Raw genomic sequence first — 20,286 nt, 5'->3', positions numbered from 1 at the left:
TCGCGACAAGAAGTATGGCGAAGTCTGACGAAGATGTCGTGCCAACCTTCGGAGAATGGAAGCGGAAATCCTTCACGCCGGACATGGACCCACTGGCACGACGGCCGCGCACGGATCCACAATCAGTCCTGATCGCGGGTCTCGAGGTCCGGGTTCTCCAGGTCAGCGATGAGGTGCTGCACGAAGGTGTCGAAGGCCGTCAGCTCTTCGCCCAATCGGGACCGGAGGGAGGATCGCGGAGGGCGCCCAGGAATGAACGCAGACGCAGGGCTGCTTGGGGTTCAGCGGGAGGGAGATCGCTCAAGGAGAACCTCTCCTTCCTCGTGAACTCGCCGAACGAGGGAAGGAGGTGCCTCCCTCAGGTCGACGAGATCGACGGGCAGGTCCGTCTCTGCCTCGATCCGGGCGCACGCCTGGAGGTACAGGTCGGCGGCGAGTCCTTCCACGGCCAGGTCGATGTCCGAGGTCAACCGTGCCCAGCCCCGGGCCAGGGAGCCGAAAAGGTAGACCCTCGTGGCGCCGAATTCACTGCAGAGAATCTGGGCGAGGCGAAGGGCTTCCCGCCGAGCGCGGTCAGTGAATGCCTCCCGCTGCTGCCTCTCGGCAAGAGCTCGGGCTCTCCATCCCGCGACGTACGGCGCCCACGCTTCAGGGGCGTCCGACGCTCGTGTGGGAGTCTGGCGGCGCTCGCGGCCTGGCAAGGACACGCCCTCCCGGTGGCTTCCGGACCGTGCCGGCGCTTGGGGCCGTTTCGGCCTGCACGCCCAGTCTACCACGGAGTCATCGTGATTGCACGCCCCAGATCCCGGCCGGAAGCCCTGAACGGGACGAAGCGTGCCAGACACCCGTGACCGCGTGCCTGGGCGAACGATCCCCGTGACGTGGCAGCGGCGTCAGGGGGTAGACCACTCTGGCCCGCATGCGAGGCCATCCTCCAGCCCCAGGCGGAGGAAGCGTGGCGGCGGCTCGACTCCGACGATGCGGATCCGGAAGTCGAAGGCCTCGTCCTGGTGCGGTGGGCGGGGTGGCTCAACGACCGGGGGCGGCACGCGGAGGCCCTCGAGGTTTGGAAGCGCCTGCTCGACGCGGGCCTGCTGGACGAAGCGACGGAGATGTTCGGCCGCGGGGAGGTGCGCCGGCTCGCCCAGCTCGTGGGCGGGGCGGGAGAAGAAGCGAAGGCAGGGCCCGGGAGGGCTTCCCGCCGCACGTGAACCTCCGGACGGCCCGAACGCGGTATGGCGACACCGTACCCGCCGGATCACTCTGAGCGCCAGCAGCCGAGCTCGGGCCGGCGCCTGCCGGCCGGACCGGATGCTTCAGAACTCCATGCGCAGGCTCGCCCTGACGGTCCCCGGAGGGGCATCGAGCAGCGGGTCGTCCCCACCCCCGGCCAGCGCCGTGCTGGCGCTCAGCTCCAGGTGCGTGCCGGGGGCGACCTCGCGGCGCAGCGAGGCAAGGCCGTACACCGCGCCGGACTCAGGGCCGTAGGCCGCGGCCAGGTCCGCCGTCACCGCGTGCGCCACCTCGGCCTCCACCACGGCCATCAGGTAGAGGCGGCCGTCATCCACTGAGGCCGTGCCCCCCTGGGACTCGATCGCCTGTGTGTCCAGGGTGTAGAGGAGCTGGCCTGCGAGGTACGTCCCGCCCCGGGTCTGGTAGTCCACGCCGGCCACCGCGTCCACGTTCACGCCCGGGCGGGTCGCCGGCTTGCCGTACGCGGCCTCGGCCCAGACCCCTGCATCGCCCAGGCTTCCCGAGAGGTCGATCCCGAAGCGCTGGACGTCGTCGTAGGTGGTCGCGTCGGACGGGGGGTCGGCGAGCCGGGGGAGGTCCTCCTTGCCGAGGAAGTACGAGACCGAGAGGTCCACCGGCCCCAGGGCCCGCCGGGTGAGGGAGAGGGCGAGCTCGCCCTGGTCCCAGCCGGTCTCGGGGGTGACCAGCTCCATCGGAGCGCCGCCGATCGGGTTGGTGAGCAGCAGTGCCGGCACCTGCTCTTTGGGCACCACGTCGGCCAGCGGGAGCCAGACCGCATCCAGGGAGGTGTCGCCCCAGTAGCCCGTGGCTCTGGCGGCCCAGACGGCGGGCGGTTCGGCCAGGGGGTCGGCGGGGTTCGGACGGGGGACGAAGGAGGTGGGGTTGACCCTGTAGGCCGAGCCCCACTTCACCTGCTGCAGGCCGACACGGTAGTCGGCGCGATCGGTGTAGAGCCCCACGTAGGCCTCGTCCAGCCGGAAGGTGAGGTCGGGCTGCAGGGACTCTTCGCCCACGGGCCACGCAAGCAGCCCCGTCCCCTCGGCCCGGGCGTAGGCGTCGCCGCTGGCGGAGGGTACCTCCACCCGCAGGGTGACCTGCTGGGCCGGCACGGGATCCCCCAGCTGCCACGTCCCACCTGCTTCCGTCAGCATGGCCGTGACCACGCTCTCCACCTTCCCGCCCCACTGCACCTCGGCACCGGCCGGCGGTGCCCAGGCCAGCGCGGCGGAGGCCAGGAGGAGCGCTGAAACCATCGGTGCCATGACCTTCCTGGTGGTGCGCACGCTCACCGCCCCCTCTCCAGGGTCCGCACGCTGAAGAGCCCGTCGTCGAGCGGCTCGTCGAAACGAACCTCCTGAAGCCGGATGACGGTCTCCCGGTTGCCGGAAGCGGGGACCATCTCCAGGCGGAAGGGCACCGGCCGGCCCTGCACGTCGCGGACGTCCGACGCCCGGAGTGTCTTCGAGAGCGTGCCGCCCTTGAAGAAGTCCACCCGGAGGATCACGAAGCGCTCAGCATCGACCCACATGGTGAGGGAGGAGTAGCTGGATTCCCCCGTGGGGGTGAGGGCGAGCTTGTAGGCGCTCACGCCGTCAAGCGTCTCCGTGCCCAGGAGCTCGGAGCGGTAGTCGTCCTGGTAGCTCAGAGCGCTCATGTCGTCGTAGGAGAAGTCGGAGCCCATGAAGCTCGCCTCGCGCATGGAGCCGGCGATACGGCGGGCCCGTCCCACCACCGGCATGTAGAGCCACATGTCGTCTCCGAGCACCAGGAGGCCGGTTCCCGCCACGTCGGCCGGCTCGGTGAAACGCACCAGCAGGTCGTCGTCTCCCCGGGCGAACATCTCCATGGTCCGGACGAGCTGGGAGACGCCCGACGACAGGGTCATGGTCTGCACACTCCGGCGGGTGTCGCCCTGGAGGTTCTGCTCCACCCGGTCGAGGATCTCGTCGGGGCTGAGGGCGGCCGCTTCGGATCCGGCGGCGCCGGCCCCAGGGGCCGATCCTGCCCAGACCAGGGCCACGGCCAGGATGACGGGCAACAGCATCGGACGTTTCCAGCCCTGCCGCGTCATGGTCATGCCTCCTTTGAATTCGGCGGTCGGCTCATCGGGTAAGGGGTCCTCCCACCTGGAGCCAACCGTGGATGACTTCACGCCCTCCTGTCCCTGGTAGCCCGTGAGCCTCGGGCGGGCGCAACCCGGGGGCGTCCGTCCACCAGGTACAGGAGCCCCGGCAGGACGGCGATCGCAGAGACGAAGGACACCACCATGGTGAGGCTCACCAGGCCTCCCAGGTACTGAAGCGGTCCGAAAGCCGAGGCCGTCAGCACCAGGAAGCCCGCCACCACGGCCGCCGCGTTGAGGAAGACGGCCTGTCCCGCCCCGGTCACCGCCTCCCGAAGGGCATCGTCTACGACCCGGCCTGCCTGGCGCTCCTCCCGGTAGCGGGAGTAGACGTGGATCGAGTAGTCGATGCCGATGCCGATGGCGATGCTGCTGACCAGGACGGTGATCACGTCCAAGGGGATGCCGGCCCAGCCCAGCACGCCGAAGTTGATCAGGACCGCCAGGCCGATGGGAACCGTGGTAACGAGCGCATGAAGGGGCGACCGGGTGAGGAGGAGCATGACCTCAAAGATAGCGATGAAGGAGGCGGCCAGGCTCTGTACCTGGCTTCGCACCACCCGCCGCACCAGCGCCTCCCCGAGGACGGGGGTTCCGGTCACCGTCACCTGGACAGGCGTCGGCGTCACGGGGTGGGAGCGGTCGCCGAAGTGCCGGCGTACCGCCTGTTCTGCGAGGGCCAGGGACTCGCGGCGGGCCTGGGAGTCCGTTCCGTCGACGCGGGCCTGGATCTTGGCCGCGGAAGCGTCGAAAGTGATCAACGGCTCCAGGAGGTCCCGCCCGCCGAAGGAGAGCAGCAGCAAGTACTGGGCGGCCGCCTCGCGCGTCTCGGGCACCCGATCCCACGCCGGGTCGTCATCGTGCATCACCCGCTGGGCGCGAGCCAGGAGGTCCGTGATGGCCAGGGGGTCGTGAATCAGCGGGCTGCGGGAGAGGTCCTCCTCGAAGGCCGCGATCCGGCGCAGGATCTCGGGGTCCTGGATGTCGCCCTCCACCATCACCTCCAGCGTGTCGGCACCCCCGAACTCACGGGCGATGAGGTCGAAGGCCTCCCGGGTGGGATTCCCGGGCGGGAAGAAGTAGGCGAAGTTGCTGTCGGTCCGAACCCGCACCAGGCCCGTCAGGCTCAGGATCACGACCGCCAGGGTGGCCAGGATGACGAGGCCACGGTGCCGGCGGCCCCCCGTCGCGAGCCGTGCGAGAATCGAGTCGATCCAGCGGGCCACTCGGGTCCGGGGCCGCGCGGCTGCGCCGAGGATGCTCCTCTGCAACGCCGGGATCCACGTGACCGAGAGGAGCAGGGCGACCCCTACGCCGAACGCGGTCATCGTTCCGAATTCGGCAACGCGAACGATGGGAGCGAGGGCGTTGGACGCGAAACCGGCCATGGTAGTGACGCCTGAGAGGATCACGGCCAGTCCCACGTTCCGCAGCACGCGCTCACGGGCGGCGGCCCCTGGGCTCAGGATCTCGCACTCCTCATGGTAGCGGGCCACCATGTGGATACCGTACGCGCTGCCAACGCTGACGAGCAGCACCGGAACGATCGCGCCCAGTTGGGAGACCGGCATGCCGAGGTGGCCCATGAGCCCGAAGGTCCACACGACGCTCAGCAAGACGGTGGACATGGGAAGGAGGACGCCTGCCCCAGTGCGGAACCCGAGCCACAGGATCAGGCTGATCAGGAGCAGGGTCAGGGGAACGAGGAACCCCAGATCGCGGCGCAGGGCTTCGTTCAGGTCCCGGGTCAGGACGGGCATGCCGGCCAGGTGGAGGGTGACGCCCTCGGGAAGGGAAGGGCGCTCCGGCTCCAGCGCCCGCACGATGCGGTCGGCCACGTCCACGGAGTTCTGGCCAGGCTCAGGCTGTACCAGGATCAAAGCGACCTCGCGGTCCCGGGAGACGAGCGTCCCCGAGTAGAGGGGATCGGAGTCGATACGGGCCGCCAGCGCCTCCGCCTCCTCGGGGGTGGCCGGAAGGCGTGTCACCAGGGGCGTCACCTCGAGGATCCCTTCGCTGGCTCTCAGATCCTCGATGTTGGCCAGGCTGCGAACGGTACGGACTCCGGCCACCTGCTCCAGGGCCGCCGTGAGGCGATCGAGCGCGCGCAACACGTCGGGCTGGAAGACGTCGGCGGCCCTCAAGGCGACCGCGATGGAGTCGATCCCGCCGAAACGGTCCCCTACCCGGTTGAAGGCTTCGATCTCGGGGTCGCCCTCGGCGAAGAACGACTTGGCGTCCGTGGCGATCCGAAGGTCCTTCATGCCGCATCCCAAGAGCACCGTTACGATCGCTACGGCCGCCATCACCCAGACCGGACGGCGCTCTACCAAGCGGGCAAGCGAGCCTATGGCCGGCACCTCCCTGGCAATCGGTCGCCCGATCAGACTCCAGGAACCCCCGCCTCCCTGCACGCTGCGACGTCAGTCCTGCGCGCCCACCATCCGGAGGACCATGTGCTCGGCTCCCGCCAGAACCTCGGCCATCTCTGCATCCTCGGGGGTGACCATGGCCTGAAGCGCTGCACCATAGAGGGTGGTCAGCAGCAGGCGAGCCACGACCCGGGGCGAGATCCCGTTGCGGTCGCCGGCCGGCGGGGCGTGCCCCTCGGCCTTCGAAACGAGGATCGCCTGCTCAACGAGGTCGCTGACGTCCGAGTACAGGCGGACGAGCTCCTCGCGCGCCCGGGTGTTCCACAGGGCCAGGCTCGTGAAGTCGAAGAGCAGCCGGAAGAGCGCCGGATCGCTCCGGAGCTTGGAGCGGAAGAGCTCCACGGCCGCAGTCACCTTGTCATGCACGGTCCCCGCTGGGCCGGCCAGGTGGCGCCGCACGTCCTCGAGATGCCTGGCGGTGACCTGTCGCATCACATGGAGGAAGAGGCCGTCCTTGCTCTGGTAGTAGTAGTGGAGCTGGCTCAGGACCACGCCCGCCCGGCGGGCGATGTCGCGCATGGAGACGTGGGCGTACCCGCGCTCGGCCAGGCACGCGTAGGCCGCCTCGAAGATGGCTTGCTGCTGGTCTGTCGACGTCGTGGCGCGCGCTCCCACGGTTTCTCCCCCTCGATCGGGGTCGGTCGAACGACCGAATTATACGCTGGCCCTCGCCGCGCTGTCAACCGGGCGCGTTGCCGGCCGATTACCTCTGTCGGAGCGCTCCTCCCTCCGGGTGCAGATCAAGCGGGGGCCGTTGAGCCAGAACGCTCGCACAGGGTCGGATCTTCCTGCCACTGGGCATGGTCCGCAAGCCCGTTCGCTGCCCGCCCCCGTCCCCAGTCACAAGAGAGGCTTGAACAAGGCGCTCGGTCTGAGCTACACTCGTGCCATGCGAGCCCGAGCCGGAAGGCCAACGGAAGCCCAACCGGTACGCCCTGAGCGTTCCACGGCCCGGGCGCTGGCGGCCGCCCGGCGCTTCGGTCTTCCCGTGGCGCTGGGCTATGTCCCGGTCGCCGCGGCCTACGGGCTCCTGGCACGGCAGAGCGGTCTCTCCACGGTCGAGGCCCTCTTCTTCTCCGTCTGGGTCTACGCGGGCGCGAGCCAGTTCCTGGTGGTGGGCATGGTGGCCGCCGGCGTCACCTGGCCGGGCTGGGTCCTGGCCGGCGCCTTCATGAACCTCCGCCACGCGCTGTTTGCATTCTCCGTGGCGCCCGGGTGGAAAAGCTGGTCTCTCGGCCGCAGAGCCGTGGCGAGCTTCGGGCTCACCGACGAGGCCTACGCGGTGATCGCCTCGGGCGGCGTGCCCTCCGGGAGCTTCCCCGAGGTCGCAGGCCTCGAGGCGACCGCCTACCTGAGCTGGGTTGGCGGGACGCTCCTGGGTGCATGGGGAAGCGTCGCGTTCCCCCCGGCGCTGGCGCGGCCCCTGGAGTTCGCGCTGCCCGCTCTCTTCCTGGCCCTTCTGGTGCCTGCGTTGCGCGAGCGACCTGCCGCGGTTGCGGCGGTGGTGGGGGGTGGAGTCTCCCTGGGAGCGGCCTCCGTGGGCCAGGCTTCGTGGGGGATCGTCCTGGGCGGTCTCCTGGGGGCGACCGCGGGAGGGCTGGCCGCCACGGGGTCCGAGGAGCGCCGTGCATCAAGAGTCCTGGAGGGTGAGCCACGTGTGGAGCGGTGAGGTCTGGCTGGGCGGTCTCCTGCTGGGCCTGGCCACCTACTCGGCCCGAAGCCTTCCTCTTTTCCTGGGACTGCGTCCTTCGGAGCGAATCGCCCGGTACCTGCGGTACGTAGCGCCCTCGGTCGTGGCGGCGCTCCTGGTACCGTCGCTCCTTCTCTTCGATGGCGCGTGGATCCCGCCCATGAAGAACCCCGCCCTGCTTGCGGCCCTTCCCACGGCTTGGGTGGCCTATCGCTCCAGGAGCCTGGGATGGACGACCGTCGCGGGCGTGGCGGCCTTCGCCCTCCTCAGCCGGTGGCTGGGCTAGGAGGCCGATTGCCTCCCGTGGGGAATGTAGGTAGCGGGCTCACGAGATCGTGGTAGAATCGCAAGCTCCTCTCCACATCCGCCACAAAGAGTGTGACATACTCAACGCCCTTGATCATGCGCCTTCCCCCAAGAACACCGTGGCCGTGCCCGGGTCGCCGGCGTCTCGCACCCTTCGCCAGCAGCATGTGCCGGTCCTCGTTCACCATGGAGGGGCGGCGGTCCTGCTTGCCCGCCCCTGCCAGCGGCTCCGCGCCGGCCCAGGCCCCTGTCTTCGCCTCTGCGGTCGTGTAGGAATCCCATGAATCCTGAAGGAGAGTCCGGCAACCCGCCGAAAGCATATACAAGACCGGAACACTATTCCTATATGAGGAACACACCCGACTGGGGAGGCAGAGGACGGTGAGGCCTTCGACTGGTCAGTACCTCCAGACGGTCGCCAGAGCGATGGACCTCTTGAACTGCTTTCAGGAGGTTTCCGAGTGGTCGCTCTCCGAGCTCGCGCGTCACCTGGGGCTCAGCAAGACGGTGACTTTTCGCCTGGCGGCGACCCTCGCCAGCAAGGGGTACCTGGAGCAGGATCCCGTGACCAAGCGCTACCGCCTGGGGGCGCGGCCGATCGTCCTGGGGCTGGCGGCCGCGCAGCGGCTCGACGTGCGCGAGGTGGCCCGCCCGATTCTCCAGCGGCTGACCGACGAGACGGGGGAGACGGCCTTCCTCACCGTGGTGCGGGGCCTCCAGAGCGTCTGCCTCGACAAGGTGGACAGCCCGCACAACGTGAGGCTGACGATGCAGGCGGGAGGGGTCTACGCCCTGCACCTTGGGGCCTCCAACAAGATCCTGCTGGCCTACCTCACGCCCGCCAAGATCGAGCGCTACCTCCAGGAGCATGCCGAGCGGCTGACTGCCGAGGGGATCGTCCCCGATGCGCTGCTGAAGGAGCTCGCGAAGATCCGGCACCAGGGGTACGCCTTCACGACGGAAGAGGTGACGCCGCAAGCCTTCTCCATCGGATGTCCGGTATTCGATGCGGCGGGGAACCTCGCGGGCGCCATCAGCCTGGCCGGACCCACCTACCGGCTGCCCTGGGAACGGCTCCAGGAACTGGTGGACGCCACCCGTGCAGGAGCGGCGGAGGTGACTGGGAGGATGGGCGGAGTCCCGCACAAGGTGGAGGGAGTGGTATGAGGGAGCGCATGCGCCCAAAGGTGGGCGTGGTCACCCTTGGTCAATCGCCGCGCCCGGACATGGTCGGGGAGATGCGCGTGTGGCTCGGGGATGTGGAGCCCGTCGAGCGGGGCGCGCTCGACGACCTCACCCCCGAGCAGATCGCCGAGGTACACGCCTCAAACGGAGAGGACGCCCTGCTCACGCGGCTCAGGGACGGCTCGTCGGTGGTGGTGGGCGAGCGAGCCATGGTGCCGAGGCTCCAGGCCGCCATCTCCCGCCTGGAGGCGCAAGGGGCCGACGCCGTCCTGCTGGCGTGCACCGGTCCGTTCCCCGCCTTCCAGCACAGCCGGCCGCTGCTCCTGGCGGAGCGGCTCCTGGTGGAGGGCGCGGCGGCCGTCGCCCGGGGCTGCCGGGTGGGCGTGATCTGCCCCCTGCCCGAGCAGGAGGAGGCAACCCGCCGCAAGTGGAGCGACCTCTTCTCGCACCTGCACGTTGCCGTGGGTTCTCCGTACGGGCCTCTCGACGCTCTCCGCCGGGCCGCCCGGCGCCTGCGGGAGGCCCGGGTGGAGTTCGTCATCCTCGATTGCATGGGATACACCCAGGCCATGAAGGAGGTGGTTCGGGCCGAGGCGGGTGTGCCCGTGCTCCTGGCCCGGTCCCTGGTGGCTCGGCTGGCGGCGGAGGTGGTGGCATGATCGGGCTGATCCGCGTCCTCACCCTGGAAGATCCGGAGCTCCTGAACCGGCACGGCCGCCTGCTCGAAGCACGGTACGGCCTTCCGGTGGAGAGCCGCTGCATCCCGGACCAGCCCCGAGGGATCTACGACGAGGCGACGGAGGCTGCAGCCGTTCCCAAGATCGTCGAGACCGCGAGGCAGCTGGAGGCGGGCGGGGCCCGGGCCATCTTCATCAGCTGTGCCGCCGACCCGGCCTTGGAGGAGGTCCGGGAGGCGGTCTCCGTCCCGGTGGTGGGGGCGGGCTCCGCCGGAGCCGCGCTGGCCCTCGCCCTGGGCGGGCGCATCGGCCTCCTTTCCATCACGGAGGCCGTGCCCGGGGCGATCGAACGCATCCTGGGGCCTCGGGTGGTGGCCCTGGAGCGCCCCACCGGCGTCACCGACGCGACGCACCTCCTGGAACCCGGGGCCGTGGAGCGATCCCTCGAGGCGGCCCGAAGGCTCGTGCAGCAGGGCGCCGGCACCATCCTCCTGGCATGCACCGGCTTCGCCAACCTCTCCATGGCCACGAGAATCCAAGCAGACCTCGGAGTCCCGGCCGTCGATCCCGTGTGGGCCGGCGGCCTCATGCTCTCCTACGTCCTCAAGGAGGAATCGCGATGCGGTTGACGCTGGAGTCGGTCCACCGGGCGGCCCTCGGCGGCGCCTTCCTGGGGGGAGGCGGGGGGGGCGCCCGTGCGTCGGGCCTGCAGCTGGGCGAGATGGCCCTGGCGGTGGGAGAACCGCGGCTCGTCCGGCTGGACGAGCTCCGAGAGGACGATCTGATCGTGACCGTCTCCGCCGTGGGGGCGCCGGCGGCCCGGGACCAGTACGTGAAGCCGATGGACTACGTGGCCGCGGTACGGGCGCTCAACGAGCGGTTGGAGGGCCGGGTGGCAGGGTTGATCTCGTCCGAGAACGGCGGGCTGGCCACCCTGAACGGGTGGTTCCAGTCGGCAGTGACCGGCATCCCGGTCGTTGACGCCACGGGCAACGGGCGGGCCCACCCCACGGGCGTCATGGGCTCCATGGGGCTCGAAGCGGTGGCCGACTACCGGTCCATCCAGGCCGCGTGCGGGGGGAACCCAGCCACCGGGCACAGGTTGAGCCTGGTGGTGGAGGCGAGCCTGGCGGTCGCGGACCGGATCGTGCGGGAGGCCTCGGTGGAGGCGGGCGGGATGGTGGCCGTCGCCCGGAACCCGGTCCGCGCGGCCTACGTGGCCGAGAACGGCGCCGTCGGTTCCGTGTCGCAGGCGATGGACCTCGGGGCCCTCATCGAGGCGCATCAGAGCGAGGGGGGCCGCGCGGTGGCGGAGACCCTGGCGGGCGAACTGGGCGGCCGCATCCTGGCCGAACGACCGGTGCGCGGGTACCACGTGGAGACGGTCGGGGGGTATGACGTGGGGCGCCTGGCCGTGGGCGACATCGACCTCACCTTCTGGAACGAGTACATGACCGCCGAGCGGGGGGACGAGCGGCTGGCCACCTTCCCGGACCTGATCGCCACCCTGGACGCCGAGACCGGCACGCCGCTCCCCTCGGCGGAGGTCGCGGACGGCCAGCACGTGGTGGTGGTGGCGGTGCCCAAGGGACGGATGATCCTGGGTGCGGGCCTGCGGCGGCCCGAGGCGCTCAAGCCGGCCGAAGAGGTCATCCAGAAGCCGCTGGCCCCCTACTTCTGATCCCGGCGCCCGTGGGGGGCGGAGGGTCCGGGTTACGGAGAGGGCCGGTTCGGCCCTGGAAGGAGGGGTGGGACGATGGAGACGCGCAGGCTGAAGGTGGCCGCCCTCCAGACGGAACCCGAGTGGGGGGCGAAGGAGCGGAACGTGGCGCGCCTGGACGCGTGGATCCGCCAGGCGGCCGGGGAGGGTGCGGCGCTGGTCGTGACGCCGGAGATGGCCACCACCGGCTACCTCTGGGACGACCGCGCCCACATCGCCCCCTTCGTGGAACCGATCCCGGGCCCCACCACCGAGCGGTTCGGCGCGCTCGCCCGGGAGCTGAACGTCCACATCGTCCTGGGCCTGCCCGAGAGGGAACCCGACACCGGCACCTTCTACAACACGGCGGTGCTCCTCGGCCCCGAGGGGCTGGTGGGGCGCTACCGCAAGGTCCATCCCTACATGGCCGAGCCGCACTGGGCCAAGAACGGGGACCTGGGCTTCCCGGTCTTCGAGACCCCCCTCGGGCGGATCGCCCTCGTGATCTGCATGGACCTCATCTTCTTCGAGCCCACCCGCGTCGCCATGCTGGAGGGCGCGGAGCTCCTCTGCGCGCCGGTCAACTGGTTCGGGGAGCTCGCGCCCTCGCCCGTCTGGCTGACCCGCGCCTACGAGACGGGCCTGCCGCTGGTGGTGGCCAACCGCTGGGGGAGGGAGCGCACCACCGACTTCGCCGGCGGGAGTGCGGTCATCGATGGGAGCGGTACCGTGCTCGCCACCCGGCAGAGCGGGGACGGCCTAGTCACGGCGACGGTGGAGGTCGGCGGGGGAAGGGGGAGGTCGATCCGGCGTCGCCCGGAGCTCTACGCCGACCTCACCTTGAGCACCCATCGGTGGGACCCCCTGACGTTCTACCGCCAGTTCGACACGTCCCGGCTCCCCCCGGGGGCCCGGGTCCAAGCTTCGGCGGTGCAGCTCGTCCCGGGCCAGGGCGCGGGCCGCGCGGAGCGGTTGCAGCGCCTGGCGCGGTGGATCGAGGACCTGGGGGAGCGGGGGAGCCGCCTCATCGTCTTCCCCGAGCTAGCCCTGACCGGCCTCATCGACGATGCGGCCCAGGCGAGGGCTGAGGCGATTCCGGCGGGTCAGGTCGCTTCCGTCCTAGAGCCGCTCCTACGCCTCTGCGGCCGGCACGAGACGACGGTGCTCCTCGGGGGCGTGGAGCGCGACGGGGACGCCCACTTCAACGCGGCGTGGCTCTTGACGCCGGAGGGCCTCCAGGGGACGTACCGCAAGACCCACCTGACCGACGATGAGCGGCGGTGGGCCACCCCCGGGAACGACCTGCCTTTCTTTGATCGTCCCTTGGGCCGCATCGGCGTCCTCATGGGCGATGAGATCCGCCTCCCGGAGCCGGCGCGCCTCCACGCGCTGCGCGGGGCCGACCTCCTGGCCGTCCTGGGGGCCGCCCGGCGGGTCTACCAGTACGCCGAGACGGGGGACGGCCGGCGCGTCCTCTGGCACCTGGCCCGGGTGCGCGCCCGGGAGAACCACGCGTACGTGCTCTTTGCCAACTACGCCGGAGCCTTCGGAGGAGGGAGTGGTGTGTTCGGACCCGACGCTTACCAAGACCCGTCGGACGAGGCCTGGCTCGGCGCCGAGCAAGGCGAGGGCGCTGTGACCCTGCAGCTCGACACCACCGACACAGGAACCCCCGGCCCCGTCAATCGTGTGCGAAGGAAACCGTTCATCGTGCTGCGGGAGCCGACCTGGTACGACCCGCTAGTTCGGCCTCGCTGAACGTACCCAAAGGAGGTGCTCCCTGCATGGCCAAGGACCTCACCGAACGCATGGACGAGATCGCAGAGGACTACTCCCTGAAGCCGGTACCGCAGGAGAAGAGGGTCGGATGGCTGGCCACCTTCGTGGTGTGGCTGGCGTACAACGTGGTCATCGGCGACATGGCCACGGGCGTGGCCCTGGGGTCGAGCCTGGACTTCAAGACCGCACTCCTCGCCCTCTTCATCGGCGATATCCTGCTCCTGGTGGTCATGGGCCTCACGGGCTACGTGGGTGCCAGGACGGGGCTCGCCTCCATGCCCCTGTTCCGCTTCACCGCCGGACGGGTGGGCACGTACGTCGCTTCGGCCATCATCGCCTTCACGTCCACCGGCTGGTTCGCGGTGCAGCTCGGCTTCTTCGGGCAAATCTGGGCCCAGTACCTCCCGCTGAGCGCGCCCATCCTCGCCGCCCTCGGCGGGATCCTGATGATGACCACCGCCCTCGTCGGCTTCAAGGGGCTCCGCTGGCTCAGCAACGTCTCGGCGATCCCGCTCCTGCTCTTCATCCTGCTGGGCCTCTACATGTCGCTCCGCGATGTGGGGGTGGCCAACCTGATGGCCTTCCGGCCCGGAGCCGGCGTCATCTCGGGCCTGGCGGTCGGGATCAGCACCGTCTTCGGCAGCTGGGCGGTGGGCGCCGCGATCATGCCCGACGTGAGCCGCTACGCCAAGCCCGAGTTTTGGAAGATCCTGGGGGTGTGGGCGGGCGCCCTCTTCCTGGGCCACTTCCTGCTGCCGATCGCCGGCATCGCCTTCGCCCTGGTCCTGGGCACGTGGGACTTCGGCCAGATCTCGCTCTACATCGGCCGCGTGGCCCTGGGATCCGGGATCATCGGCGCCATCGTCATCAGCCTGGCCCAGTGGACCACCAACGACAACAACCTCTACTCCGCGTCGCTGGCCGCGAACAACATCGTCGAGACGAAAAAGTGGCGGATCGCACTGGTACTCGGCATCGTCGGTACCCTCGCCGGCTACGGCGGCATGGTGAACCTGTTCGTGAACTACATGGTGCTCCTGGGGACCGTCATCCCGCCGATGGCGGGGCTCCTGATCGCGGACTACCTGCTGGTGCCGGCGCTCGGGTTCCGGCGGGACTACAACCTGAGCGAGATCTCCTACGACCGGGTGCCCGTCGTCCGCTGGACCGCCCTGGTGGCCTGGGGCCTCGGGATCCTCGTGGCCTTCGTCACCCCCGGCGTGGCGGCGGTCAACGGGCTCCTGACGACCCTGGTGGTCTACGCCCTCCTTACGTACATGACGGAAGCGAGGCAGTCCGTGGGGCAGCCTGCCCGGTAGCGATGGAGGACGTCCCAACGAGGGGTGAGGGGGGGACGGAAGGGTCCCTCCCTCGTGTTTGGGGCGCCTCAGACGGATCTTCTTCGCGCCAGAGCTGGCTGGTTGCTACCGGCCCATGCGCCATTCTCTCGCGCCCGATGAGGAGCTGGTGGTCGGCGGGGTCAACCCGATCTTGCACACGGTGGTCCACAGCGTCCTGGAAACGCAGCGGGCGTCGGGCGATCCCCCCGAGTTGATCCAGTGCCTGGACGCGCTCACGGAAGCCGGGCTGTCGGCATCCCAGGCGTTGCACGTGGTAGGAACGCAGCTGCTGGAGGAGTTCTGGATCGTCCTCCACCAGCAACGCCCCGCGGACAACGAGCGTTACGCCCGCCGGCTCCGGCTGGTGGCCCGCGCCGCCGCGGAAGGGGAAGCCTTCCAGGAAGTCCTCCAGCGCACGGGGCGCAACGACCCGTGCCCCTGCGGGAGCGGGCGCAAGTTCAAGAAGTGCTGCCAGGCGCTCCTGCCCCTGCCGAGCCTGGGACGAGGGGCCGGCCTGCTCCTCTTGGAGGGTGGAGGGGAGTACGTCGACGATCTGTCGGCCTTGGACCTGCCGCAGGAGCACCCGCGGGTCCGGCTCCGGAACATGGACGCCGTGGCCCGCGCGCTCTTCTCGGACTTCTTCGATCCGGAAGGGGCCCTGCGGGCCTACCAGGCCATGCTCCCGGTGGCCGACGAGAGGGACGCCTTCCGGGAGGCGACGACCGTTTCCGCTCGAACCTGGGGGACCTGGCGGAACATCACGACCGTTACCTGGCTGAGGACTTCGCCTGATGCGCGGCTTCGCGGACACGTCGGCCCTCTTGGCCGTTCTCGATGCTTCCGATCGTTGTCACGCCGCAGCCAGGGCGGAATGGGATGACCTGCTCGAGGCGGCCACCGACCTTGTCACCACGAGTTGCGTGCTGGTGGAGTGCTACGCGCTCGTCCAGCGACGTCTCGGAATGGAAGCCGTGCGTGCGCTCCAGAGCGACATCGAACCGGTGCTGGAGATCCTCTGGGTGGATCCAGCCCTCCGCTGAGCATGTCCACACGCTTGCCGCTGCCACCGCCAGGGTTTGGAGATCTCACAACGGATGGGAAGGTCGAATACGTCCAGTCTTTGTGGGATTGGATTGCCGTAAAGCCTGAGACGATACCCGTACCCGACTGGCACAGGAAGTCGTTCGTCAACGCCTGCAAGAGTCCCAGGGGAGAAGGAGTTCAAGCCGAGGACCGCCCACTACTACCTGACGGTACTTCGGTCGTTCTACCGCTACCTGGTGGAGGGACACGGCTTCCCGGCAGCCGAGGTGCCCACCTGCCGGGTGCCGTACCCCAAGATCTGGAAACGGGTCCCCACGGTCCTGAGCGAGCAGGAGGTCCGGCGGCTCTTGGATGGGGCGAGTCGGACCGCCACACCCCAGCGGGACGTGGCGCTGGTGCAGTTCCTAATCCAGACGGGCTGCCGGGCCGGCGAAGCCACCGGGTTGGAGCTGGGCACCATGGACTGGGCGCGCCACGTGGTGCACAAGGTGTTGCGGATCATGTTCACCTTGGCGACCCGCAAGGAGTACTACGACCCGGCCAAGGTGCTGGGGGAGGTACGGAAGGCGCAACTGCGCGCTGCGTGAACCTTTGCCGTCTCGGTGGGGGAAGCAGTGTCCCTCCATAGGCCTCTGAGCCGGCTCCAAAGTACTGTACGCCCCACCGGCCCTGTTGAGGAAGAACGAAGGACTGTGCGGCCATGAGCCTGGGAGACATGATAGGGTTGCCGAGGGCTCTGACGGTCGGGGATCCCCCGAGACGGCGGTGCTTGCAGGAACGATCGGGAAGGCTGTGGATCTGACGGCCTGTGGATTCTGATGGATAACCCTCCGGGTTACCCACAGAGCTCCGCGCCCAGAGGGCACCCGCCTTGGACAGCGGCTCCGCCGCTGCCCACAGCTCCACAGCCTCGACGACGAGGGATCGATCCATCGATCCAAAAGAACGCGAACGAACGCGATACCATGCGAGTTCGCGAGTATGCGGAATCTAAACCGCCAACCTGGAGATAGGCGAGGGCAAGGAACCGCCGAAGCCTTTCAGCGCCCAGACGGTGGCCAACTTCCTCGCCGACCGGGGCTTCCTGGACGGTGCCACCCTCTACTGGCTCGACCAGCAGGGCATCGCCTTCGTCGTCCCGGCGAAGAAGAAGATGCTCGTCCACAGGCTCGCCTGCTCGGAGGCCCAGGGGAAGAAGGGCCACGTGCAGTCCCGGACCCGAACCGTCACCCATGGTCATGGCAAGCGCAAGAGCGTGGAGCATCTCACGACGGAAGTGGTGGGTATTGAAAACCTTCAACTTTGGGATGCCTACAACGACCCGAAGGCTGCACGAAAGGCCCGACGGCGGGGTTATGAATCGAAGCCGCTCCAGGCTATCGTAGTCCGCATGTGGGAAAACAGGCCGGCCACCCCGGGAGGAACGGTTGTCTTCCTGACCAACCAGCAGGTGCGCACACCTCTGTCCGTTTTCGATGATTACGACGGCCGTTCCCTCATCGAAAACACCCTCTTTCGAGAGGGCAAGCAGGGTTGGGCTTTGGAATCCATTCCCCAGAAGAACCAGCGGGCAGCCGTCTCCCACATCTTCATCACCCTGGCCATGGTGGCGATCACCACTGCCTACCGGGAGTGGACGCGCCGGGAGGCCGAGGAGGAGGCTGAGGCCTCTTCTCCTCTGGAACGGCGTCTGGGCCGGACCGACCTTCAAGAGCCCCAGGGGATCCGCCGTTGGCGGCGGGATCTCAAAAACGCGGTGCGGGATGACGTCATCGTCTTTCAAGGGCCGTCCTACGGCATCTTCCACGTGATGGAGATGATGGTGCTGGCGGGCTACCGCCTCAGGCGCCTGCCCGAGGAGCTGGGTGCCCGGGAAGCGATCTTTGCCCGCTACGGGATCCACCCTCCTCCCTGAGCCGCCTGTCGCTCCTCTGCACTGCCTTGTCCTTCACCCGGGCCCTCTCTCTTCGATCTCCGCCTGGCCCCTGCGCGTCTCGCCTCCTCCACAGACAGGTGCTCGGCAGGTGCCCTCACGACTGTGGTCCCTCGCCCAGCTACACCCTCTCCTTGCCACACTCCCGTCTCACCCCTACCGGCCTTGCTGCTCGCAGCCGCTCGCCTATGTCAAAACCCCAGCAGTGCTTGAGCTGGCTTACAGGAGATGTTACCCTTGGGATGGAATGGAACGTATTGACTGTTAACTTAGCGTAATCACCCAGGAGTCTTTGTGGGAGGGATTGGCTGATGGAATGGATCAAGGCGCTGCAGGCGGTTATGGGCGGGCCCTTCTGGGATGGGTTCTGGGTGACCATAAGCAAAATCTATTCGGAGAACGTCATGCTGGCGCTGCTGGTGATCGTGTACTGGGTCTCCAGCCGCTCCTACAAACGGTATTTCGTCACGCTTGTCATAGGTCAGCTGTGGGTGGTGGCCGGGCTGAAGGGGCTGATTGGCATCCAGCGGCCGCCCATGGACGCCGGCATTCGGGTGATCCAGGTCGACACCGACGGCACCTTCTCCACGCCCAGCGGGCATGCGACGGGCAGCGCGAGCGTCTTCTCCGCCCTGGCCCTGGGCATCCGGCATCGGTGGTTCACCGCCCTCGCCATCCTGGTGATTCTACTCGTGGGAACGTCGCGGCTCTACCTCGGGGTCCACTACCCCACCGACCTGCTGGCCGGGTGGGCGCTGGGCCTGCTCCTGGCGGTGGGTCTGTACTACGCGTGGCGCCCTCTGGAGGCCGCCCTCGGCCGCCTGCCCTTCGGCGCGCAGTTGGCGCTGGCGCTGCTCGCCCCCACCGCGCTGATGGCCCTTTGGGCAGGGATACCGGTCATCGCCCGGGTGGGCCTGTCGGAGCAGTTCGCGACCATGGGCGCGCTGGCGGGCATCTGGGTCGGCGACCTGCTGGAGGAGCGGCTGGTGCGCGCGGAGCGTGCGGACGGGCTCAGGCGGCAGGTGCTCAACTGCCTGTGCGGCCTGGTCCTTGTGTTCGCGGTGCGCTTTGCGCTGAAGGCAGTGATGCCGGCCGGGGAATGGGCAGACTTCATCCGGTACATCGGCGTCGGCCTGACGGTAGCGCTGCTAGCCCCGTGGGTCTTCAGCAGGTTGCCCCTCCGCCCGGCGGGCAAGGCCGTCGCCTCCTGACGGGCAGGATTTCATCTCTTGGAGGGGTCCACAAGGTCGTTAATAGCACGACCGAGCGGCGCGGGCACCGCTTCGGCCGCTAATGGCGAGCAGGTCCGAGACCATCGCGTCCATGCCGTCCTCGATGGCGCGGTGGGGCTCACGGGCGGGGTGGGGCCCGAAGGCTGGGGAGGGCCGACGGGCCGGACGGGCGAACGGATGCCTTTCCGCGGCCGAACGGGCCTAAGCTCCCGGTGGATCTCGTCTTACGCAGCCGGACCGGGATGCCGCTTTCGCCGCGCCATCTGCGGCTGGCCATCAAGAAGCTCGCCCTGCGGGCCGGCATGGATCCGGACGTAGTGGTCAAGAAGGTGCGGGTCCACGCCTTGCGGCACGGGCACGCCACGCATCTGCTCTTGCGCAACGTCCCTCTGAAGGTCGTGGCGGAACGGTTCGGGCATGCCAGCACGCACGTCACGGCTACCAAGCAGCTCAACGAGGAGGGTTACCGTACCCGTCGAGGTGGGAAGTTCTACCACCAGACGGTGCGGCAGATCTTGGAGGTTCCTCGTTACCGAGATTTGGCAGTCGACGGGAAGGCATGATACCAGTACCCCCTAGGGTAGTTAAGCGAAGTCCGATCCCACGAAGAATCTCACGAACTACACGTACAAGGGGATCACTACAGACCACGAATGACCAAATGGAAGAGCGTTCCATCCGGCTGGGGCTTGTCACGACGAGATTTGCCCGGATCGGGACGGGGAGCGGAGAAGCGACCCCCTTCCCATGCCGAACACGGAAGTGAAAACCTCCAGCGCCTAGGGTAGTTCCCGCTGAAAAAGTCGGTTTTGGATCAGGGTGAGTTCGCCAGGAAGGAGGTGGGTGGGGTGGTGAGACCCGATGCGGTGTTGCAGGATCCCCTGCCTGTCGCCTTGCCCTCAGACTCGGGCCAGTTGCTTCAGGTTCTCGGCAAGGATCCCCGCCCCGATCCACCAGCAGGTGGCTCGCTGTCCCCGTACCCTTGCCCTTCCCAGTCCGTGCGATCGCTTCAAGACCGTGGACCGTCGTTTCGAGGCCGTAGACCGCCGTTTCGAGGCCGTAGACCGCCGCTTCGAGGAGGCCAACCAACGCTTCGAAGCCATCGAGCGAACGCTCGCGTCGCACAGTGAGGCGCTTGCGCGGCACGAGAAGGCCCTGCGACGGCTCGAGACAGGGATCGGCTCCCCGGGACACCGGTTCGAGGAAGGGTTCGAAGAGGTGGTCCGTGCCACCATCGAGGAGTTCTCCGGGGTGGGTCCGCTGAGAGCGGAACGCCTGGTCCTCCGGGACGCCGAGGGGGAGCTCTTCGGCGTCCGCGGGCAGTCGGTCGAATTCGATGCGTACGTCCACGACGGCCGGCGTTTCCTGGTCGAGGTGAAGGGCTTCGCCGAGCCCGAGGACGTTCTGAACTTCCACCGGAAGATGGAGTTCGCCAAACGCCACCTTGACGAGCCCTTCGAGCCCCTGCTGATCGCGCCCTACGCCTGGAGGAAGGCCGTTCAGCTGGCCAAGGAGCTCGGCGTCCGCCTCCTCATGGACGCCGACCAGGATCCGTCGGAAGACCAGTGAAGGCGCAGAGGCGGCGGGCCTTCC

Annotated in this window: 21 protein-coding genes; 16 read left to right on the top strand and 5 right to left on the bottom strand. The window is 68.7% G+C overall.

The window, feature by feature from the left end:
• Nucleotides 1–281 precede the first annotated feature (281 nt).
• Nucleotides 282–701 carry a nucleotidyltransferase family protein gene (locus tag LIP_RS17925; RefSeq protein WP_158509655.1) on the bottom strand — a complete coding sequence of 140 codons (420 nt, stop codon included), beginning with the start codon at nucleotides 699–701 and terminating at the stop codon, nucleotides 282–284.
• Nucleotides 702–881: 180 nt separating this feature from the next.
• Here LIP_RS17925 and LIP_RS10805 point away from each other — a divergent pair, with 180 nt between their 5' ends.
• Complete coding sequence (locus tag LIP_RS10805) at nucleotides 882–1,211, top strand: hypothetical protein (RefSeq protein WP_068138057.1); 330 nt, start codon at nucleotides 882–884, stop codon at nucleotides 1,209–1,211.
• 105 nt (nucleotides 1,212–1,316) lie between these two features.
• Here the strand turns inward: LIP_RS10805 and LIP_RS10800 are convergent, their stop codons facing one another.
• From LIP_RS10800 to LIP_RS10785, 4 genes are all read right to left on the bottom strand, one after another.
• Nucleotides 1,317–2,537 (bottom strand): hypothetical protein, encoded by a 1,221-nt coding sequence (locus tag LIP_RS10800; protein ID WP_144440444.1) that lies wholly within the window; start codon nucleotides 2,535–2,537, stop codon nucleotides 1,317–1,319.
• A gap of 2 nt (nucleotides 2,538–2,539) precedes the next feature.
• Nucleotides 2,540–3,325: an outer membrane lipoprotein-sorting protein gene (locus tag LIP_RS10795; RefSeq protein WP_158509654.1), complete on the bottom strand. Its 786-nt coding sequence runs from the start codon at nucleotides 3,323–3,325 to the stop codon at nucleotides 2,540–2,542.
• Nucleotides 3,326–3,402: 77 nt separating this feature from the next.
• Nucleotides 3,403–5,640, bottom strand: a complete 2,238-nt coding sequence (locus LIP_RS10790; RefSeq protein ID WP_158509653.1) for an efflux RND transporter permease subunit — start codon at nucleotides 5,638–5,640, stop codon at nucleotides 3,403–3,405.
• A 159-nt stretch (nucleotides 5,641–5,799) separates the two neighbouring features.
• Nucleotides 5,800–6,423: a TetR/AcrR family transcriptional regulator gene (locus LIP_RS10785; protein WP_068138041.1), complete on the bottom strand. Its 624-nt coding sequence runs from the start codon at nucleotides 6,421–6,423 to the stop codon at nucleotides 5,800–5,802.
• A 238-nt stretch (nucleotides 6,424–6,661) separates the two neighbouring features.
• Here LIP_RS10785 and LIP_RS10780 point away from each other — a divergent pair, with 238 nt between their 5' ends.
• From LIP_RS10780 to LIP_RS10715, 15 genes are all read left to right on the top strand, one after another.
• Nucleotides 6,662–7,477, top strand: a complete 816-nt coding sequence (locus tag LIP_RS10780; protein ID WP_068138039.1) for an AzlC family ABC transporter permease — start codon at nucleotides 6,662–6,664, stop codon at nucleotides 7,475–7,477.
• Complete coding sequence (locus LIP_RS10775; protein ID WP_068138035.1) at nucleotides 7,464–7,784, top strand: AzlD domain-containing protein; 321 nt, start codon at nucleotides 7,464–7,466, stop codon at nucleotides 7,782–7,784. The genes LIP_RS10780 and LIP_RS10775 overlap by 14 nt, the downstream gene beginning before the upstream one ends.
• Before the next feature lie 401 nt (nucleotides 7,785–8,185).
• Entirely contained in the window at nucleotides 8,186–8,971 is a 786-nt protein-coding gene (locus LIP_RS10770; RefSeq protein ID WP_068138033.1) for an IclR family transcriptional regulator, read from the top strand.
• Nucleotides 8,968–9,648 carry an AroM family protein gene (locus tag LIP_RS10765; protein WP_082726204.1) on the top strand — a complete coding sequence of 227 codons (681 nt, stop codon included), beginning with the start codon at nucleotides 8,968–8,970 and terminating at the stop codon, nucleotides 9,646–9,648. The genes LIP_RS10770 and LIP_RS10765 overlap by 4 nt, the downstream gene beginning before the upstream one ends.
• On the top strand, nucleotides 9,645–10,295 hold the full coding sequence (locus LIP_RS10760; RefSeq protein ID WP_068138030.1) for an aspartate/glutamate racemase family protein: 651 nt from the start codon (nucleotides 9,645–9,647) through the stop codon (nucleotides 10,293–10,295). Before LIP_RS10765 ends, LIP_RS10760 begins: the two co-directional genes overlap by 4 nt.
• The gene (locus tag LIP_RS10755; RefSeq protein ID WP_068138027.1) at nucleotides 10,286–11,347 is read left to right on the top strand and encodes a DUF917 domain-containing protein; all 1,062 of its coding nucleotides are present in this window, start codon (nucleotides 10,286–10,288) and stop codon (nucleotides 11,345–11,347) included. The genes LIP_RS10760 and LIP_RS10755 overlap by 10 nt, the downstream gene beginning before the upstream one ends.
• A gap of 75 nt (nucleotides 11,348–11,422) precedes the next feature.
• Nucleotides 11,423–13,123, top strand: a complete 1,701-nt coding sequence (locus LIP_RS10750) for a nitrilase-related carbon-nitrogen hydrolase (protein ID WP_068138024.1) — start codon at nucleotides 11,423–11,425, stop codon at nucleotides 13,121–13,123.
• Nucleotides 13,124–13,149: 26 nt separating this feature from the next.
• Nucleotides 13,150–14,463 (top strand): cytosine permease, encoded by a 1,314-nt coding sequence (locus tag LIP_RS10745; RefSeq protein ID WP_068138021.1) that lies wholly within the window; start codon nucleotides 13,150–13,152, stop codon nucleotides 14,461–14,463.
• Nucleotides 14,464–14,578: 115 nt separating this feature from the next.
• Entirely contained in the window at nucleotides 14,579–15,364 is a 786-nt protein-coding gene (locus LIP_RS10740) for a YecA/YgfB family protein (RefSeq protein WP_082726629.1), read from the top strand.
• The gene (locus LIP_RS20220; RefSeq protein WP_331456618.1) at nucleotides 15,276–15,524 is read left to right on the top strand and encodes a PIN domain-containing protein; all 249 of its coding nucleotides are present in this window, start codon (nucleotides 15,276–15,278) and stop codon (nucleotides 15,522–15,524) included. Before LIP_RS10740 ends, LIP_RS20220 begins: the two co-directional genes overlap by 89 nt.
• A gap of 285 nt (nucleotides 15,525–15,809) precedes the next feature.
• Complete coding sequence (locus tag LIP_RS18965) at nucleotides 15,810–16,115, top strand: tyrosine-type recombinase/integrase (protein WP_158509652.1); 306 nt, start codon at nucleotides 15,810–15,812, stop codon at nucleotides 16,113–16,115.
• Between the two features lie 467 nt (nucleotides 16,116–16,582).
• Entirely contained in the window at nucleotides 16,583–17,443 is an 861-nt protein-coding gene (locus tag LIP_RS10730) for a transposase (protein ID WP_068138008.1), read from the top strand.
• A gap of 329 nt (nucleotides 17,444–17,772) precedes the next feature.
• Entirely contained in the window at nucleotides 17,773–18,672 is a 900-nt protein-coding gene (locus tag LIP_RS10725) for a phosphatase PAP2 family protein (RefSeq protein WP_068138004.1), read from the top strand.
• A 233-nt stretch (nucleotides 18,673–18,905) separates the two neighbouring features.
• Nucleotides 18,906–19,256: a tyrosine-type recombinase/integrase gene (locus LIP_RS10720; RefSeq protein WP_269433337.1), complete on the top strand. Its 351-nt coding sequence runs from the start codon at nucleotides 18,906–18,908 to the stop codon at nucleotides 19,254–19,256.
• A gap of 454 nt (nucleotides 19,257–19,710) precedes the next feature.
• Nucleotides 19,711–20,262 carry a DUF3782 domain-containing protein gene (locus LIP_RS10715; protein ID WP_068137998.1) on the top strand — a complete coding sequence of 184 codons (552 nt, stop codon included), beginning with the start codon at nucleotides 19,711–19,713 and terminating at the stop codon, nucleotides 20,260–20,262.
• Nucleotides 20,263–20,286 lie beyond the last annotated feature (24 nt).

The organism is Limnochorda pilosa, assembly GCF_001544015.1.
GTDB classification, from domain to species: Bacteria; Bacillota; Limnochordia; order Limnochordales; family Limnochordaceae; genus Limnochorda; species Limnochorda pilosa.
The sequence above is the reverse complement of the archived record's forward strand: the minus strand, read 5'-3'. Positions and strand labels throughout refer to the sequence as shown.